The organism is Micromonospora sp. DT41, assembly GCF_049841715.1.
GTDB lineage: Bacteria > Actinomycetota > Actinomycetes > Mycobacteriales > Micromonosporaceae > Micromonospora > Micromonospora profundi.
On record NZ_JBNCKU010000010.1, the window covers coordinates 1 to 18022 of the forward strand.

General features: G+C 70.9%; 15 protein-coding genes. 7 read left to right on the top strand and 8 right to left on the bottom strand.

Annotated features, from left to right (window positions below; translation table 11 throughout):
• The first annotated feature begins 745 nt into the window (after positions 1-745).
• A complete protein-coding gene (locus tag ACLQ23_RS19390; protein WP_355596445.1) occupies positions 746-1087 on the top strand; it encodes a hypothetical protein in 342 nt (113 codons plus the stop codon).
• The gene (locus ACLQ23_RS19395; RefSeq protein WP_355596443.1) at positions 1084-1743 is read left to right on the top strand and encodes a nucleotidyl transferase AbiEii/AbiGii toxin family protein; all 660 of its coding nucleotides are present in this window, start codon (positions 1084-1086) and stop codon (positions 1741-1743) included. Before ACLQ23_RS19390 ends, ACLQ23_RS19395 begins: the two co-directional genes overlap by 4 nt.
• Positions 1744-1874: 131 nt before the next feature.
• Here ACLQ23_RS19395 and ACLQ23_RS19400 read toward each other — a convergent pair whose 3' ends face one another.
• Positions 1875-2777: an SDR family oxidoreductase gene (locus tag ACLQ23_RS19400; protein ID WP_425880895.1), complete on the bottom strand. Its 903-nt coding sequence runs from the start codon at positions 2775-2777 to the stop codon at positions 1875-1877.
• 163 nt (positions 2778-2940) lie between these two features.
• Between ACLQ23_RS19400 and ACLQ23_RS19405 the strand changes: the two genes are divergently transcribed.
• Positions 2941-4731 (top strand): bifunctional metallophosphatase/5'-nucleotidase, encoded by a 1791-nt coding sequence (locus ACLQ23_RS19405; protein WP_425880896.1) that lies wholly within the window; start codon positions 2941-2943, stop codon positions 4729-4731.
• A 57-nt stretch (positions 4732-4788) separates the two neighbouring features.
• On the opposite strand, the gene ACLQ23_RS19410 is transcribed toward ACLQ23_RS19405, so the two are convergent.
• On the bottom strand, positions 4789-4962 hold the full coding sequence (locus tag ACLQ23_RS19410) for a hypothetical protein (RefSeq protein ID WP_355596437.1): 174 nt from the start codon (positions 4960-4962) through the stop codon (positions 4789-4791).
• A 178-nt stretch (positions 4963-5140) separates the two neighbouring features.
• Entirely contained in the window at positions 5141-6298 is a 1158-nt protein-coding gene (locus ACLQ23_RS19415; RefSeq protein WP_355596435.1) for a geranylgeranyl reductase family protein, read from the bottom strand.
• A 147-nt stretch (positions 6299-6445) separates the two neighbouring features.
• Between ACLQ23_RS19415 and ACLQ23_RS19420 the strand changes: the two genes are divergently transcribed.
• Together ACLQ23_RS19420 and ACLQ23_RS19425 are read left to right on the top strand one after the other, a co-directional pair.
• Positions 6446-6682, top strand: a complete 237-nt coding sequence (locus tag ACLQ23_RS19420; protein WP_355596433.1) for a hypothetical protein — start codon at positions 6446-6448, stop codon at positions 6680-6682.
• Between the two features lie 85 nt (positions 6683-6767).
• On the top strand, positions 6768-8186 hold the full coding sequence (locus ACLQ23_RS19425) for an MFS transporter (RefSeq protein ID WP_355596431.1): 1419 nt from the start codon (positions 6768-6770) through the stop codon (positions 8184-8186).
• A 258-nt stretch (positions 8187-8444) separates the two neighbouring features.
• On the opposite strand, the gene ACLQ23_RS19430 is transcribed toward ACLQ23_RS19425, so the two are convergent.
• The 4 genes from ACLQ23_RS19430 to ACLQ23_RS19445 form a co-directional block, all read right to left on the bottom strand.
• On the bottom strand, positions 8445-9029 hold the full coding sequence (locus tag ACLQ23_RS19430; protein ID WP_425880897.1) for a hypothetical protein: 585 nt from the start codon (positions 9027-9029) through the stop codon (positions 8445-8447).
• A gap of 1312 nt (positions 9030-10341) precedes the next feature.
• A complete protein-coding gene (locus tag ACLQ23_RS19435) occupies positions 10342-10971 on the bottom strand; it encodes a hypothetical protein (protein WP_355589408.1) in 630 nt (209 codons plus the stop codon).
• 13 nt (positions 10972-10984) lie between these two features.
• Positions 10985-12769, bottom strand: coding sequence for a DUF4012 domain-containing protein (locus ACLQ23_RS19440; RefSeq protein WP_355632208.1), 1785 nt, complete (start codon positions 12767-12769; stop codon positions 10985-10987).
• 98 nt (positions 12770-12867) lie between these two features.
• On the bottom strand, positions 12868-14115 hold the full coding sequence (locus tag ACLQ23_RS19445; RefSeq protein ID WP_425880898.1) for a glycosyltransferase family 4 protein: 1248 nt from the start codon (positions 14113-14115) through the stop codon (positions 12868-12870).
• Between the two features lie 168 nt (positions 14116-14283).
• Between ACLQ23_RS19445 and ACLQ23_RS19450 the strand changes: the two genes are divergently transcribed.
• Positions 14284-14838 (top strand): low molecular weight phosphatase family protein, encoded by a 555-nt coding sequence (locus tag ACLQ23_RS19450; RefSeq protein ID WP_355589402.1) that lies wholly within the window; start codon positions 14284-14286, stop codon positions 14836-14838.
• Here ACLQ23_RS19450 and ACLQ23_RS19455 read toward each other — a convergent pair.
• The gene (locus ACLQ23_RS19455) at positions 14819-16279 is read right to left on the bottom strand and encodes a polysaccharide biosynthesis tyrosine autokinase (RefSeq protein WP_167943898.1); all 1461 of its coding nucleotides are present in this window, start codon (positions 16277-16279) and stop codon (positions 14819-14821) included. The genes ACLQ23_RS19450 and ACLQ23_RS19455 overlap by 20 nt on opposite strands.
• A gap of 383 nt (positions 16280-16662) precedes the next feature.
• On the opposite strand from ACLQ23_RS19455, the gene nhaA reads away from it, so the two are divergent.
• Positions 16663-17997, top strand: a complete 1335-nt coding sequence (gene nhaA, locus ACLQ23_RS19460; protein WP_425880899.1) for a Na+/H+ antiporter NhaA — start codon at positions 16663-16665, stop codon at positions 17995-17997.
• Positions 17998-18022 lie beyond the last annotated feature (25 nt).

An 18022-nucleotide genomic window follows, 5' to 3' on the forward strand; every position in this document is an offset into this window, starting at 1 on the left:
ATGCCACCGGCGAAGGCGAGACCGGCAACGGACAGCATGCTCTTACGGATGATCGTGTTCATGGGGGTAGCTCCTTCGGGGGTAGGAAACACCCACACACCCCGGGGGGATCGGTGCGCGGGTGTGAGCACCTCGTCCGGCGCTGCACAAAAACAGGGGGGAAGGTCGTTCACGGCGGCTGGGCGCGGGGGCGCCTCTGGCGGCCGGTCCATGTGTAACCACCCGGCGGCCGGAGCCATTCCCGGGGGACGGGCCATCCATCGGCAGCCTCATCGAGCCGGCGCCACGGTCGTTCGGAGGTCTACAACCACCGGGCCGGGCCAGGCATTCCACCCGCGCCGGCCAGTCGCGCATCCCGCGTCGGGGTCGGGCAGTCGTGCGTCCCTGCGCCGATCGGGCCAGGCAATGCACCTCCACGAGGCGCGCCTGCGGCCGGTGGTACTGCGATCGTCAGGGTATGTAACCCGTCCGAGGCCGCCACGATTCCGGCCTGAGGATGCCACCGGTCACACCCAGAAAACCCCACCAGCGTACATACCACCCAGGCGTCCCGCCGCCGGCCGCCGATGAACGGCCCATCCAGGCGATGATCGACCACCAGACGCACCGCACAGCACCTCCCACCGCCAGCCTCGACCCATATCGCCCTTTTGCACCGGACGGGCCAGCCGAACGCTGAACTCCAAAAAACCGCGATCAGCGCGCGGTGAGCGACACCGACTCCGGTGGGCGATACCCTGACAGCATGCAGGCCGTCTCCCCCACCGCGACCGACGTGGCCTTCCTGGCCCGCCCGGGTCGCCCTGCCGTGGTGGCGCGGACGCTTGCGGAACTGTCCGGCCCGACCCGTGGCGTGGTGGAGCTGCCGGTGCGGTTGATGTGGAACGCCGAGCGCACCTTCGATCTTGGCGACCCGGACCAGCTGCTCTGGATGTACGAGAACGTGCTGCGCGAGACCACCCGCGCCGAGGACCTGCGGGTGCTGATCAACGGGCGGACACTGCGCCGGGTGTGGCGGCTGCTGAACCTGCCCCGGGGCGTACGCCTGGCGTGGGAGAGCCGGCACCGCGGCCTGCGCGCGGCGTGACCGAGCCTCATCTGCACGAGTTCTACCGGGAGGTGGCCCGGGTCGCGTTGACTGCCGCCGGACCGTACCGGTTCGTGTTGGGTGGCGGAGTGGCCTGGGCCGCGCACGGGTTGGTCGCCCGCCCGACGGAGGACGTCGACCTGTTCGCCGACGTGGAGGGCGCTGCCGCGGCTGCCTCCACCGGGGTACGCGTGGCGCTGGAGCGGGCCGGGTTCACCGTCACCGACGCCGACCCGGACAGTGAGCTGGCCGACCTGTTCGACGGGTACGAGCAGGACATGAAGGACTTCGTGGTGAGCCGGGACGGGCGGCAGATCCGGCTCAGCCTGGCCCGGCTCGACCGGCGGCAGAGCCCGGTGGTGATGGACCTCGGCCCGGTGATGGACGTCCGTGACCTGGTCGCCAACAAGATCGCGGCGTTGGTCAACAGGCGGGAGGTCCGTGACTTCATCGACGTGGCGGCAGCCCTGGAGCACTACGACGTGACGGAGTTGCTGGTGCTGGCCCGGCAGGTCGATCCGGCCCTGGATCCGGCCGACGTGCGGGCCGCCGGCCGTTACCTCGACCGGTTGTCCGACAAGCGCTTCGGCCGCTACGGGCTGAGCACTACCGACGTCGCGCAGGTCCGGCGGCGCTTCGCCACCTGGCCACGCTGACACATCCGCCCCAGCACCGCAATGACACGCGAGCGGCACCGACTCAGGCCAGCGCACCACCGAAGAACAACCACACCGAGGACCCAGCCACCGCCGGGTGGGCGACCAGAAGGCGCCCACCCGGCGGCGAATCACTTGGTCGGTCGACCGCCGGTGACACCCAGGATCTCGCCGGTGACGTAGCTGGATTCCTGGGACGCGAAGAAGACGTACGCCGGCGCGAGTTCCGCTGGCTGACCAGGCCGGCCCTGCGGAGTGTCGGTGCCGAACTGCTCGACCTTCTCCTTCGGCATGGTGGCCGGAATCAGGGGCGTCCAGATCGGACCGGGGGCGACCGCGTTGACCCGGATGCCCTGCTCGGCCAGGTCGGCGGCGAGCGCCTTCGTGAAGTTGGCGATGCCCGCCTTTGTGGTGGCGTAGTCCAACAGCTGCGGCGACGGGTCGAACGCCTGGATCGACGCCGTGTTGATGATCGCCGACCCTTCGGGCAGGTGCGGGACGGCGGCCTTGCACAGCCAGAACATCGCGTACAGGTTGGTCTTGAGGACGCGGTCGAACTGCTCGGTGCTGATGCCGAGGATGCCCTTGTCCTGCGACATCTGGTAGGCGGCGTTGTTCACCAGGATGTCGATGCCGCCCAGGTCGCGTACCGTCCGGTCGATCAGTTCCTGGCAGTGCGCCTCGTCGGTGATGTCGCCGCGTACCGCGATGCCCCGCCGGCCGGCGGACTCGACGAGTCGGATGGTCTCCCGGGCGTCGGCGTCCTCCTCCTCGCCCAGGTACGAGATGAGCACGTCGGCGCCTTCGCGGGCGAAGGCGATGGCGACGGCCCGGCCGATCCCCGAGTCACCGCCGGTGATCAGCGCCCGCTTGCCGTCGAGCTTTCCGCTGCCCCGGTACGACTCCTCGCCGTGATCCGGCTTGGGCGTCATCTCGCCGGTCGAGCCGGGCGGCGTCTGCTGCTGGCCGGGCTGGCCGGACTGCTGGCCGTACTGGTTGGTCGGGTCCTGTTGGGTGTGCTGGTCCTTGCTCACCGACATCTCCTCCTGCGGCGCGGCTCCGGTCCCTGACTGCCCTACCCTGCGCTGGCCTGCGGAAACCGCAGGGTAGGTGGGCGGGCATGGCGGCGGCGACCGGCTCTGGTTATGGTGCGCGAGGCGCTCACGAGGCGCATCGACCCCCATGGAAGGGCACGACATGACCTCTCCCTCCGGCCCGTCGCGTCGCCGGGTGCTCGCCGCCGCGGCTGCGGCGGCCAGCGCGCCGCTGATCGCCGCCGCCCCCGCGCAGGCGGCCGGCCCGGCCCGGCCACGTACCTGGGACCTCACACTGCTGGGCACGTCGGACACCCACGGAAACGTCTACAACTGGGACTACTACCGCGACGCCGAGTACGACGACAGCAGGCAGAACGACGTCGGCGTGGCGAAGCTGGCCACCCTCGTCAACCAGATCCGCGCCGAGCGGCGTGGTAAGGCCACGCTGGTGCTGGACGCCGGCGACACCATCCAGGGCACTCCCCTGGCGACGTACTACGCCAAGCAGGAGCCGATCACCGAGACCGGCGAGAAGCATCCGATGGCCCGGGCGATGAACATCATCGACTACGACGCCGTGACGCTTGGCAACCACGAGTTCAACTACGGCCTGCCGCTGCTGGACCTGTGGATCCGCCAGCTCGGGTTCCCAGCACTCGCCGCCAACGCCGTCAACGCGAAGACCGGCAAGCCGGCCTTCCTGCCGTACGTCATCAAGAAGGTCTCCCTCGGCTTCGCCGCGCCGACCCTGCGGGTGGGCATTCTCGGCCTCACCAACCCCGGTGTGGCCATCTGGGACCGGGGCAACGTCGAGGGCAGGTTGCGCTTTGACGACATGATCGCCACCGCGGCGAAGTGGGTGCCGGTCATGCGTGCGCGCGGCGCGGACCTCGTGTTGATCTCCGCGCACGGCGGCGACAGCGGCACCTCAAGCTACGGCCCGGAGCTGCCAAACGAGAACCCGGTGGCCCTGATCGCCCAGCAGGTGCCGGGGATCGACGCGATCCTCTTCGGTCACGCGCACAGCGAGGTGGTGGAACGCTTCGTCACCAACGAGCGGACCGGCGCGCAGGTGCTGCTCTCCGAGCCGTCGAAGTGGGGCCAGCGGCTCACCCGGATGGACTTCACCCTCGCCCGCGAGCGCGGCCGGTGGACGATCACCAAGAAGTCCGCCACCATGCTGAACACCAACACCGTCGTCGAGGACCCGAAGGTCCTCGCCGCTGTGCGCAGGCAACACCAGAAGACCGTGGCGTACGTCAACCAGGTGGTCGCGCAGTCCACAGTGGAGCTGTCGGCGGCGGAGTCACGCTACAGGGACACGCCGATCCTGGACTTCATCAACCACGTGCAGACCGAGGTTGTCGACGCGGCGCTGTCCGGCACCGCGTACGCCGACCTGCCGGTGCTGTCGATCGCGGCGCCGTTCAGCCGTACGGCGGTGTTCCCCGCCGGCGACGTGAAGATCCGCGACGTGGCCGGGTTGTACGTGTACGACAACACCCTCGAGGCGGTGGTGCTCAGCGGCGCCGACGTACGCGCGTACCTGGAGTTCTCGGCGAAGTACTTCCGCACCCTCGCCCCGGGCGCCCCCGTGGACCCGGAGCAGATCAGCGACCCGGCCGTGCCGGACTACAACTACGACGTGATCTCCGGCCTGGACTACGACATCGACATCTCCAAGCCGGTCGGCCAGCGGATCACCCGCTTGGTGCTGCCGGGCACCGACACCCCTGTCGCTGACAACGCGCAGTTCGTGGTGGCGGTGAACAACTACCGACGCAGCGGCGGCGGCAACTTCCCGGGCATCGTGAAGACCCAGGTCTACAACGCGCAGCAGGAGATCCGCCAACTGCTCATCGACTGGGCGCAGGCCAGGGGCACCATCGACCCGGCCGACTTCTTCCAGCCCAACTGGCGGCTGGTACGCGAGGGCGTACCGGTCTTCTGACCGCAGGGCACGACCGGCGGGCCGTGGGTGGCGACACCCCGGCCCGCCACGCGTTTCTCAGCCCTGCACGTTCCAGCGCACCGGATCCTCGGACCCCTGCGGTGAGTCACGCCCGGGATCAGCCTCGGTCAGCGCGACCCGCTCGTCCGGACGGACGGCGGGCGGCAACTCCCCGAAGCGGATGTGGCGCAGGAATGCGTACTCGTCGTCGGTGAACGGCTGCTCGGCCATCGGGCACCTCCCCTGCTCGCCTCATTGTCGGGCGGCTCACCGGCGCGGCGCCAGTGCTCCGGCTCGCGCGCTTCTGCTGGGTGGCTCCGCGCACACCGCGTAAGGCGTCCTAGGATCCTGGGTGTTTGGTGAAGAGCCGACTGAAGAGCCGCCGCTGACCAGGATCAGCTGGACGAGATCAGCCTGGCGCGTCGGCGAGCTGCGCGCGGCGCGGGTCCGGCAGGCGCTCCAGCGCCGTAAGCGCCACCCGGACCGGCCGACGGTCCATCATCTCGTCGAAGCTCGCCCGCCCCTGACAGAACCTGACGAACATCCGCCACCCCGGCGGGGTCGCCAACAGGGCGTGGAACACCGTCGGGCGATCGGTGAACAGGTCGAGCAGCCGGAACCCCGCCCGCATCGACGGCACCAGGCGCTCGGCAACCGCACGCTCATAGCCGGCCAGGTCCCCGTCGGCGACCGCCGCGCCGGCCAGCTCACCGGAGCGCAGCGCGTAGCTGATGCCCTCGCGGCTCCACGGTTCCAGCAGCCCCGCCGCGTCCCCCACCACGAGCACCCGGCCTCTCCGCAACGGCGAGTCCTCCGCACGGCAGCGGGTCAGATGACCCGAGTCGTGCTCCGCCGGAAGCCCGGTCAACCCCAACCTGTCGACGAACTGCCGCAGGTAGGCGCGGGTCCCCTCCCCCGCGCCCCGCCCCGCGATAACGCCGATGGTCAGCCTGTCGCTCTTGGGGAACACCCACGCGTACGAGCCGGGCAGCGCGCCCCAGTCCAGCAACAGCCGGCCCCGCCAGCGCTCCTGTTCGGCGGGCGGCACGGGCACCTCCAACTCCAGCCCCAGATCCACCTGCCGGTACCGCACCCCCACGTGCCGGGCGGTCACCCCCGACGACCCGTCCGCGCCGATCACCGCACTGGACGTGAGCGTCGTACCGTCGGCAAGCCGCAGGCGTACCCCCTCGGGGTCCTGCTCGATGGCGCGGACCGCGACCCGTTCCCGCATCTGCGCGCCGGCGGCGACCGCCGCCGCGCGCAGCCGGTCGTCGAACTCCTCGCGGCGCACCATTGTCAGCACCGGGCTGCCGTTGCGGCGGGTGAACTCCCGCCGGCCGTCGCGGGTGAACGTCACCCGGTCCACCCGGTCGGCCGCCGGCACCTCGATGCGGTCCCGCACCGCCGCCAGGGAGGTGCCGATCAGGCCACCGCCGCACGTCTTGTACCGGGGGTGCGCGGCCCGCTCGACAACAAGGGTACGGAGGCCGGCGCGGGCTGCGGCGTGTGCCGCGGAGAGCCCGGCGGGGCCGGCGCCGACGACGACCAGATCCCAGACGATCACTGATGCAGCCTAGGGCACCACATGCCACCCGACCGGGGTACGGCAGGCCCGCCGACCGCCCGATCGGGTGGGCATCTTCGGCCACCCAGGGGGTAACCGACGCGGCGTAACCGTCCGCGCTGAGGCGGGCGAGCAAAGGAGGCGATCATGCAGCAGGTGCAGCTGTCGGAGATCGAGCAACGGGTGTACCAGGCGGTCACCACCCTCGAAACACGCGGCCAGGTCCCCTATCCGGATCTGATCGCCGAAAGTTGCGGGCTCACCGAGGAGCAGGTGCACGAACCGCTGCACATGCTCACCGAGAAGGGCCTGCTGCACCGCGAGGACTCGCCGATGGCAGGCCTCGACTTCGGCCCCCGGTTCTGCGCCCGCCAGATGGCGTGACCCGTCGCTCCACCCGCGACGGTTCGCCCCCCGCTGACCGGAGAAGCGGTCAGGCAAGCGTGACCGGCCGCCAGCGGTGGGCACGATGAGTGACGCGGTGGACGATCGCAGACGCTGGCAGGCCGTCGGCGTCGGACTCGTCGCCGCGTTCATGACGCTGCTCGACGTGAGCATCGTCAACGTGGCGGTGCCCTCCATCGACCGGGCGCTGCACGCCTCCCCGAGCGACCTCCAGTGGGTCCTGTCCGGGTACGCGCTCACCTTCGGCCTGGTCCTCGTGCCCGCCGGCCGCTTCGGTGACGCCCGGGGCCGGCGCAACGCGTTCGTGCTGGGCATCGGGCTGTTCACCGCCACCAGCGCCCTCGCCGGCCTTGCCACCTCCCCCACCTGGCTGGTCGCCGCCCGACTGTTCCAGGGCGCCGCCGCCGGCGTGGTCAACCCGCAGGTGACAGGGCTCATCCAGGAACTGTTCCGAGGGCCGGAAAGGGCCCGCCCGTTCGGGCTGCTCGGCGCGACGATCGGCATCTCCACCGCCGTCGGGCCGCTACTCGGCGGACTGCTCATCGCCCTCGGCGGCGAGGCACACGGATGGCGGTGGGTCTTCTTCGTCAACGTGCCCGTCGGCATCGCCGCCATGATCCTCGGCTGGCGCCTGCTGCCCGCACGCCCTCTGGGAAAAACCGGCCAACGCCGGCTCGACCCGATCGGGGTGCTGCTGCTCGGCGTGGGAGTGGTACTGATCCTGCTGCCACTCGTGCAGCAGCAGCAGTGGCGGACCCCCTGGAAATGGGCACTCATCCCTGCCGGCCTGGCTGTGCTCGTCGCGTTCGGACTCTGGGAGCGGCGGTACGCGCGACACCACCAACCCCTGTTCGACCTGCGGCTGTTCACCTTCCAGTCGTACACACTGGGATCGATCATCGCGCTGGTTTACTTCGGTGGCTTCACAGCGATCTTCTTCATCTTCACGTTGTTCCTCCAGAACGGCCTCGGCTACAGCGCCCTCGTCGCCGGCATCGCCATCACACCGTTCGCCCTCGGCTCGGCCGCCGCGTCCGCGCTGGGCGGCCGCATCGTCAACCGCTTCGGTCGCCCCCTGGTGGCCATCGGCCTGCTCGCCGTCGTACTCGGGCTGGCCGCCACAGTCCTCGCGCTGCAGCTCTGGCCGCACGCCCCCGCACCCTGGGTCACCGCCGGGCCGCTGCTCGTCGCCGGCATCGGCAGCGGCCTGGTCATCGCCCCCAATCAGACACTCACCCTCGCCCAGGTGCCCGTACCCCAGGCCGGTAGCGGCGCCGGCATGCTCCAAACCGGCCAACGCATCGGCGCGGCCGCCGGCATCGCCGCCGTCGGGTCGATGTTCTTCTCGTCGCTCGCCGGCAGCCGCGGCAACTGGACCACCGCCTTCGAGACGTCCCTCCTGCTCGCCGCCGGAATCATCGCGCTAGCGCTGGTCGCCGCGCTGATCGACATCTTCCGCAGCCACAACCACGCAAAGACCTGACAACCCCAGGTGTACGCCCCCAGCGCCGCCCTCACCTTGCGTGTGCCGCTGCCCGGCATGGCCGATCTTCGGGGTGCGTGTATGCCCTGCCCGGCACCTGATTCGGGGTGCACCGGCCCTCAGTCGTGGCTGTCATGCCGATGGCCGGCACCTTCGGGTTCGAGGCGCCGGCCATCGGTCGTGCATTGTCATGCCGATGGCCGGCACCCCTCTTGTTGGGGGGTGCCGGCCATCAGTCAGTGCGTCATGCGGGTGGGGTCAGCTGTTCCAGTGCTGGGCGACGAGGTCGGCGGCCTGCTGCTCCCACTGGGCGTAGGCGTCCGGGTAGGCCGATACCTGGACGGTCTGCGCGGCCACGGTCAGCGGCATGTCCTGCCAGCCGTCGACCTGCTTCAAACCCTTGAGGAAGGCGGTGGTGGAGTAGTCGGGGTCGGTGATCTGCTCCACGGTGCCCCAGCCGGAGCTCGGGCGCTGCTGGAACAGGCCCTGCGAGTCGTGGTCGTTGCGCTCACCCAGGTGACCCAGGTTCTCCAACTTCGACTCCTGCAAGCTCGTGCCGATGGAGATGACCGCGGCGCGCTCGGGCATGCCGGCCTTCTTCGTGGCGGCGATGATCGCCTTGACGTTGGCGGTCTGCTCGTCGTTGAGGGCGATGTGCGACTGCGCGCCCTGGGTGCCGTGCGGGATCAGCTTGGCGGTGTCGGGCTTGTCGGCCTGCACGACCGCGACGGGCTTGCCATCCACCGGCGCGGCGGAGTGGGCGGCGATGGGGCCGGCGAAGACACCACCGGCGAAGGCGAGACCGGCAACGGACAGCATGCTCTTACGGAAGATCGTGTTCATGGGGGTAGCTCCTTCAGGGGTAGGAAACACCCACACACCGCGATCGGGGGAACAGCGGATGTGGGTGTGAGCACCTCGTCCGGCGCTGCACAAAACAAGAAGGGGGAAGTCGTCGTCCACGGCGGCCGGGCGCGGGGGGCGCCTCTGGCGGCCGGTCCATGTGTAACCACCCGGCGGCCGGAGCCATTCCCGGGGGACGGGCCATCGTTTGCCCGAGCCGATCGGACAAGCCCGCGAGTCAAGCCCGTGGGTCTAGGCCCGGGGGCTAGGCCCGTAGGTCTGGCCCATGTGTCTAGCCCGTGAAGCCGCTGGCGCGGGGCCTTAATCTGCTGCTCACGGACCTCGGGGCATCGCCCGTCCTGCTGCGGTCGGTCAGTGTGTAACCACCGGGCCGGGCCAGGCATTCCATCGGGCCGAGCGGGCGGGCAGTGGTGCATCCCTGCGCCGATCCTGGCCGACCGGCCTGTGGCCGGGCAGTGCATCCCGGCGAGGGGATCGCCTGCGGCCGGTGGTACTGCGACCGTCAGGGTATGTAACCCGGCCGGGGCCGCCACGATTCCGGCCTGAGGATGCCACCGGTCACACCCCGAAAACCTCACCAACGGACATATCGTCCACGCCCCGCCTCCAGGCGCCGCCGAACCGGGCAGCCGGGCGGTGATCGACTCGGGTTCCTTGAAACCGGGGCATCCATCGCAGTCGGACACACCGATTACAAGGAACCCGAGTCGATCAACCACCAGAGGCGCCGAGCAACACAGACTTAACTGCATACCTCGACCCATATCGCCGGTTACGGCCATTTTGCCAACGCCCCTTTGCCGGCGCGCACGCCAGCCCCGCTCAGGGAAGCGATGGGCGGCTTGGTAGAGGTGGTCGCCGTCGGCGAGGGCTACTCGGGGGGCCTCGTCCGCTCACCAGCACACGAACGCGCACCATCGGGGCGGGATCTCGTACCCCGTGCAGGGATCCAAGCCCGACCACCCGAAGCCGGACTCGGCGTGTCCGGACGGGTTGTCCGGGACACGGCGGGCCCCCGCCCCGAACACCCGCCACATCACGTCAACCACCTACGGGAACGACGCGCCACCCCCAGACACCGCACAAGGTTGGCGCCCGCCGAAACACCCCGCGCGCACCAACCTGACGCGCAACCCAGACGCCGCACAGGGCTGGGGTCCGCCGGAACACTTCGACGCAGCACCAACCTGCCGCGCAACCCAGACACGGCACAGGGCTGGCGCCCGCCGGAACACTCCGACGGGCGCCAACCTGACGTGCGATCCGGGCACTGCCCGGTGGGTCATGCGGATCAGTGCGCGGCTCCACCGAAGCGCTGGCGGCGACGCCAGGCCAGGGTCAGCAGCAGCATGATCGCGCCGGCGCCGACGAGGCCGCCACCGAGCTTCATGGGCGTACCCATGCTGTCACCGGTGACGGGCAGCGGCTGCTTCTTGTGCAGCACCCGCAGCTCGGCGGTGGCGGTGCGGCCGGACTCCCGGCCGGTGGCGGTGAAGGTCAGCAGACCGGTCACCGACGGCCGGTAGGACCTGGTGAACCGACCCTGGGCGTTGGTACGCGCCGTGAAGTTGAGCGGTGCGCTCGCCTGGTAGGCGACCGGGGCCATGGCCACGGTGCTGCCGTCGCTGCGGCGGGCCGGCGCCTGGCCGGGAGCCGGGGCCGCCAGCGGGGTGACGGTCACCGAGATGTCGACGGTCTCGTTCGGACCGAAGTTGGTGCCGGTGAGGACGACCGTCTCGCCCAGGTAGATCGTCGGACGGTTGACTGTCAGCGACGCGAGCTGCGGCGTGTACGGCGGCGGCTGGGTCGGGTCCGTGGTCGCGGACGGCGTCGGCTGCGGCTGTGCCGCCCCCGCTGCGGTCGGCACGGCCACCACGGCCAGACCGACCGTGAGCGCCATGATGATGCGGGATAGCCGCATGATTGGTTCCCTCCTACTGGTCACATCGTGGTGCGGAATGAACTTGGGTGGTCCATGGGCTGGCGGTCGGGGTCAGCCACAGCTCGGCCTGTCCGACGCTGGTTTTGGCGGTCAGGACCGTCATCTCCAGCGTCCGTTCGGCGCCGGGGCCGACCTCGACGTTGGCCGTGGCGACCTGGCGGCGTCGTTCGGTGCCGCTGCCGACAGCCGTTTCCGAGCCGTCGAGCCGGGCCTCGAGGACCGCGCCCCCTGCCGGGCTGAAGACCGACACCAACGTGCGAGCGGTGTACGGGTCGCCAGCCATTCCGAGGCCGAGGACGGACTCGCTGAGTCCTGACTTCGGCGCCGTGGAGCGCAGGGTCACCCGCAGCCGGAGCTCGCGGCGGCCGTCGGGCCGGCATTCGCCGACCGTCAGGTTCGCCGTCGGCCGCAGGTAGTAGCCGAGCTTCGCGCCGCTGCCGTCGTTGAGGAAGACGCCGACCGTCGGCACGGTGTCCTGTTCCGGGAGCGTCCCGGCCATCCGGCTGTCGCTGAATGTCCGCTGTTCTTCCGGTCGAGCACTCCAGAACAATATCCGGCGTTCCGTGATAGCACGGTCGAATGCGGACAACAACACCCGTGGGTTGACATTCTTCGTGAAGAAGGCGTCAAACACGGCTGCGGCGGAGGCGGCGAAGAACTTGTCCTGCTGCTTGATGTCCAGCCGCTGATAGCTCTCATTGAGCAGTGTCTGCACGACCTTTTCGCTGGCCAGCGGGACGCCGCCGGGCACCGTGACCGGGCCGGTGGCCTTGAGCAGGTACGACAGCACCACCGGGTCGACGGCGAGCACGCCGTCGACGGTGGTGCCGGTCCTGCGCCGGAACATCTCCCGGTACAGGGATGCGGCGGTCGGGAAGTGCGGGGTGAGGTTGACGTCGGCCGGGTACATGCCGGGCAGGTCGGTCCAGAGGGCCCGGGTCTCGGCGGGCAGCTTCAGCGGCGGAACGAACCTGTCGAAGGAGGCGCTGCTGCCCTGGCGGCCCATCCGGACCGAACCCTTGTCGGCCTCGATCAGCGCGTACGCGCCGAACATGCCGCCGGTGGCGCGCAGCTCGGCCAGGTTCTGCGAGACCAGCAGGTAGCGCCGCGAGCCGTTCGCGCCGAGCAGCGGCGGCAGCAGTCGGGCGCCCTGGTCGGCGGCGGCGGTGAGGCTTGCCAGGCGGTCGATCTCACCGCGCAGGTCGGTGAGCGCTTGCCGGATCTGGCTGACAAGCCGGTCGGCGGGCACGGCGGCCAGGTCACGGCGGGTGCTCTGCACGGCCTCGTCGGCCTGGGACAGCTCGGCGGAGACCGCTGTGAGTTTCGCCAGGTCCAGCCGGCCGCCGGAGGGCACCAGGCTGGTCAGGTCGGCGCGCAGCAGCGTGGGGAACGCGTGCCGGGCCAGGTCGTCGATGGCGGCGGCGATCCGCCGGATGGCGTCGACGTCGTCGCCGGCGAACGGGGTCCGCCGTGCGACGTGCCAACTCGGGTCAGTCGTGGCGGATCGGGCGGCGCCGGCCTGCTCCTGGAGGGCGGCCAGGGTGCGCTGGGCACGATCGGTGTCCCCGCCCACCACCTGCGCGCTCAACTCCCGGGCCAGACCTGCGGCGTTGAGCAGATGGGCGCGCGCCTGCCAGCCCCGGAAGCCCACCCACCCGCCGCTGGCAAGCAGTAGCGAGCCGACCACCAGGCCAGCGAGCAGCGCCCGGCGCACTCGCGCCCGGCGGCGACGCCGGGATCGGCTTCGCCGTCGACGTGGCCGTTCGGTCTCCGTCACACCACACTCCATTCCACGGAATCGGACAGTAGGTCTGATTCCCTGACGTTCTTAACACGCGCAAGGCAGCTTCGTACGCTTATAGGGATTTTGGTCCGTTACGCGAAGTCTTCTCGCGGATGCCCCACTGCCTGCGGGGCCTGGCCGGCCGCCTCGTGCAGCAGACCCTCGATCCGGTCAACCCCGGCCGGCAGGGACATCTCCCGCAGGTACGCCTCCCGGCCCCGGCGCCCCATCTCGGTACGCGCCGGCGGCGGGATGGTCGCGGCCAGCCAGAACCGGTCGGCCAGCGCCGCCCAGTCCTCCGGCGGGCAGGACAGACCTGCTCGCATGCGTTCGACAAGCTCGGCGGTGTCGCCACCGGCCGAGGCGACCACCGGCACGGCGCAGGAGAGCGCGGCCTGGAGCTTTGCCGGCACCGTGCCGCGAAGCTCCGGAAGGTCGCGCAGCATGACCAGTTGGTAGTCGGCGGCGGCGTACAACTCGGGCATGTCGACAGGCGACCGCCGCTCCAGGAATCGGACGTTCTCCGCGCTCAGCTCGGCGGCGAGCCCCCGCACCCGCCGCTCGTCAGCGCCCGAACCGACAAGGACCAGATCCATCGTGCGGTCCAGGGCCGCGGCGGCCCGTACCGCCGTCTCCAGACCCTGCCGGGCGCCGATGGTCCCGGCGTGCATGACCACGCACCGGTCGTCGCGGCGGACCATCTGGCGGGCCGCCGCGCTTGGCGTCGCCGGGTGGAAGATCCGCTCGTCGGTCCAGTTCAACACCAGCCGGACCCGCCCCGGGTCGGCACCGGCGGCCACCACCAGGTCCCGCATCGACGGCGCGGTCACCGCGACCCGCGCGGCGGACCGGTAGATCCGGGTCATCGCGGCGCCCAGCCGCGCCGACCAGCGGTCGTCACCCGCCTCGTCCGCGCCGTCGCGCGCCCAGACGTCCTGGACGTGCAGCACCGCCGGCACCTTCGGCAGCAGCCGGAGCACGGCGGCGGTGGCGAACGTGGTGGCCGGCAACTGGAAGACGTAGAGCACGTCCACGTCGCCCAGGAACCGACGGGCGGCGAGCGAGGCGCTGCCGGCGAAGGAGAGGTAGCTGGCCATCCGCGCGCCGGTGGAGCCGGCACGGCCGGAGTAGCGCGGCACGCGGCGGACGGCCAGCCGCTGGCTGTGCGTCTCGTGGTGCCAGCGCTGCCGCCAGCCCGGGTAGACGTGGCCGCCCGGATAGTCCGGGAAGCCGGTGAGCACCCGGACGTCGTGGCCCCGCGCGGACAACTCCTCGGCGAGGCTGCCCGGGATGAAGGCCGGCTCGGGCGGGAAGTGGTACGACAGGATGCCGACCTTCACGGCGCCACCGCCGTGGGCTCCGGATCGACGCCGGTCGGCGCGGCACCGCGGCCGGAGGGCACCCGGCCCGCGTACGATGCCGACAACCCCTCACCGCGCGGCCACCGACGTCGACGCATCACCCTCGCGGTGCGGCGACAGGCGTCCGCACCGACGAGAGGGCTCCCGATGGTCGACCGCGTGCTGTTCGTCTGCCACGCCAACCTGTGCCGCTCACCGATGGCCGAGTACGTGGCCCGTCGGCTGCTCGCCGACCGGCCGGTGCTGGTGTCCAGCGCCGGCACCGACGCGATGGACGGCATGGCAATGCATCCGTACGCCATGGAGGTCCTGGCCGAGCACGGTGCGGACCCGGCGGCGTTCGCCAGCCGGACGCTGCGCCCCGAGTACCTGACCGAGGCGACGCTCGTGCTGACCGCGACCCGGCGCCAGCGTTCGGTCTGCACCGCGCTGGCGCCCGGCGCCCTGCACCGGACGTTCACGCTGCGCCAGTTCGGGCGGCTGGCCTCGGCGGCCGAGCCCCCCGCCGAGCCGTCCGTCGACCCGCTGCGGGCCGCGATCGCCGCCGCCGCCGAGGCCCGGGGGCGGCTGCAACCCGCCGCCCCCGACGCCGATGACCTGCGGGACCCGATCGGCGGTACGACCGCCGACTTCCGACGCTGCGCCGAGGAGATCGAACGTTCGCTGCGACCCCTCGCCGCGCTCATCGGGGCAACCGGGTGAGTTCCTGGGTGCGGTCGCTGACGCCGTTGACTCCGGCGTCCTCGCTGTGCCGGGCGGACGTGGCCCGGTCGGTCGGCACCGACGGCGTCGCCGTGGAGGCGACCACCCGGTAGGCCTCGTACTGGTAGGCCTCGGCCTTGGGCACCTTGGCCATGTTCAGCACGCAGCCGAGCAGCCGCACCGACACCGAGTGCAGCGAGCGGGCAGCCGCGGCGACCTGGGTCCGTGACGTACGGCCCTGCTGGCTCACCAGCAGCGCGCCGTCGGCCTGGACGGCCACCACCACACCGTCGGTCACCGCGAGCAGCGGCGCGGTGTCGATGATCACGATGTCGGCCGACTCGCGCAGGGCAAGCAGGAGGTCCGCCATCGCCTTGGAGCCGAGCAGTTCACTCGGGTTCGGCGGGGCCGAGCCGCTGGGCAACACGAGGAGGGACTTGTCGCCCCAGCGTTGCACCACGTCCCCGACCTGCACGTCGCCGACCAGCACGTCGGTGAGGCCGACCCCGGCGTCCAGGCCGAGATAGTCGTCGACCTTGGGGCGGCGCAGGTCCGCGTCGACAAGCAGCACCCTCCAGCCCGCCTCGGCCAGCGCGATGGCCAGGTTGCAGGAGAGCGTGGTCTTGCCCTCGCCCTGCAACGCGCTTGTCACGGCGATGACCCGGGCCGGTTCGTGTACGTCCACGAAACGCAGGTTGGTGCGCAACTTGCGGACCGCCTCGGCCCGCGCGGAGGTCGCTGCCTCACCGACGATCAGTGGAGCGGTGCGGGCCGTGGCCTCGAACGGGATCTCGCCGAGCAGTGGGCTTCCGGTGGCGCGTTGCAGACCGGCGGAGTCCCGCAGCCGGATGTCGGCGACGCCCCGCAGGATCGCCAGGCCGACGCCGAGCAGCAGACCGAGCAGTCCACCCAGGACGAGGTTGCGCACCGGCTGTGGGGACACGGGGCTCGCGCTGACCCGGGGGCCGCTCACCACCTCGATCTTGATCGGCGTCTTGCCGTCGGGCGGGGTCTCTACCTTCTGCACGAGGTCGACGAACCTCGCGGCAAGGGTCTCGGTGATCCGCAACGCGCGGGTCTGGTCGGTGTCGGTGACCGAGGCGCGCAGCAGGACAGTGCCGGCTTCGGTGGAGGTGCTCACCCGGCGCTGCACCTCGTCCGCGGTGAGCCCGACGGGAGTCTCGGCCACCACGCTCTGCGCCAGGCGGTCGCTGCTGAGCAGGTCGGCGTAGGACTTGACGCGCTGCTGCAGAAAGAGGCCACCCTGGTAGGCCTCACTGACGCCCTGGTTGGGGGTGGTGACGAAGAAGGTCACCGAGGCGACGTACCGGGGCTGGGCCCGTACGGTCAGGAACGCCGAGACGCCCAGGGCCACCATGACCGTGACCAGTACGACCCACCAGTGCCGACGCACGTGGCGCAATTGGCGGAGCAGGTCCATCAGGAGCGCCTCCGTGCCGGTCCGGTTACGCCAAAGAACTTCACGAAAACCCCCAAGGTCGTTTGTTAACTCGTGAAACCATTAAAGCCGCTCATACGCCTTATGTCCGGAGTTATGTATTTTCGGCGACGACAAGCGCGCCCGCATGCCCAACCCGGCAAACGGCCATTCGGCAGCGGTGACAACGCGGAAAAGTCCACAAACGATCGGGCGGCAACCGATCGGCTCGGGTGCCGGACCGCCGTCGGATCGAGCTGCAACGACACGTCGCCCCGCGGTCGCCGCCCCGCCGACGACACGGATAGGGTCGACAGCGGTGTGCCGGGAAGTCTGGTCGGCGAGTGGATCCCTGCCGTCCCGATGACCCGAGGTGACACCGCCCGATGCACGACCACACCCCGCCGCGCCGCCGGCTGCTGACACGATCGTCGTGGCCCGAGGCCCGACACGTGGCCGACGTGCTGCGTACCGAGACCGTCGGCGGCGCCCTGCTGCTGGTAGGCGCCGTCCTCGCGCTCGTCTGGGCGAACTCGCCGTGGGTCGAGTCGTACACCCGGCTCTCCGCCTGGGTGCCCTGGCCCGGCGGCGCGCGCTGGCACCTCGACCTGTCAATTGCCACCTGGGCCGCCGACGGCTTGCTTGCCATCTTCTTCTTCGTGGTCGGGCTGGAACTCAAGCGTGAGTTCGTCGCCGGCGACCTGCGCGATCCGCGACGCGCGGCGCTGCCGGTGGTCGCCGCGCTCGGCGGAATGGCGCTGCCCGCCCTGATCTACGTGGCGGTCGTCCTGACCGCGGGCGGCGACGGTCTACGCGGCTGGGCGATCCCCACCGCCACCGACATCGCGTTCGCCCTCGCCGTGCTCGCGGTGATCAGCTCGCACCTGCCCCAGGGGCTGCGCGCCTTCCTGCTCACCCTCGCCGTGGTCGACGACCTGTTCGCGATCACCATCATCGCCATCTTCTACACCGCCGACTTCCACCCGCTGCCGCTGCTCGCGGCGCTCGCACCCATCGGGCTCTTCGCGTGGCTCGTACAACGCGGCCGGACCTGGTGGTGGGCGCTCATCCCCCTCGCGCTGGCCACCTGGGCGCTGGTGCACGCCTCCGGGGTGCACGCCACTGTCGCCGGCGTCCTGCTCGGGTTCACCGTTCCGGTGCTGGCCCGCCGACGCGCCGGCGCAGCGCCCGCCGACACCAGCGAGCAGGTCGGCGGGCTCGCCGCGCACCTGGAACACCTCTGGCGACCGGTGTCCGCCGGCATCGCCGTACCGGTCTTCGCCCTGTTCGCCGCCGGCGTGACACTGCGCGGCACCGACCTGGGCGCCCTGCTGACCGACCCGGTGGTGATCGCCATCGTCGCCGGCCTCGTGCTCGGCAAGGGCCTCGGCATCTTCGGTTCCACCTACCTGCTGGCCCGGTTCACCCGCGCCCAACTGGACGAGGACATCACCTGGTCCGACCTGCTCGGCATCGCGCTGCTGGCCGGCGTCGGGTTCACCGTGTCGCTGCTCATCGGCGACCTTGCCTTCGGCTCCGGCAGCGTTGCCGACGACCGGGTCAAGGCGGCAGTGCTCATCGGCTCGGTGATCTCCGCCGGCCTGGCCGCCGCCGTGCTGGTCCGCCGCAACGCCGCGTACCGGCGGGTGGCACTGCGAGAACAGGTGGACGCCGACGGAGACGGGGTGCCCGACGTGTTCCAGGAACCGCGCCGGGACTGACCGCCGCCGCACCGGCGAGGCCGGC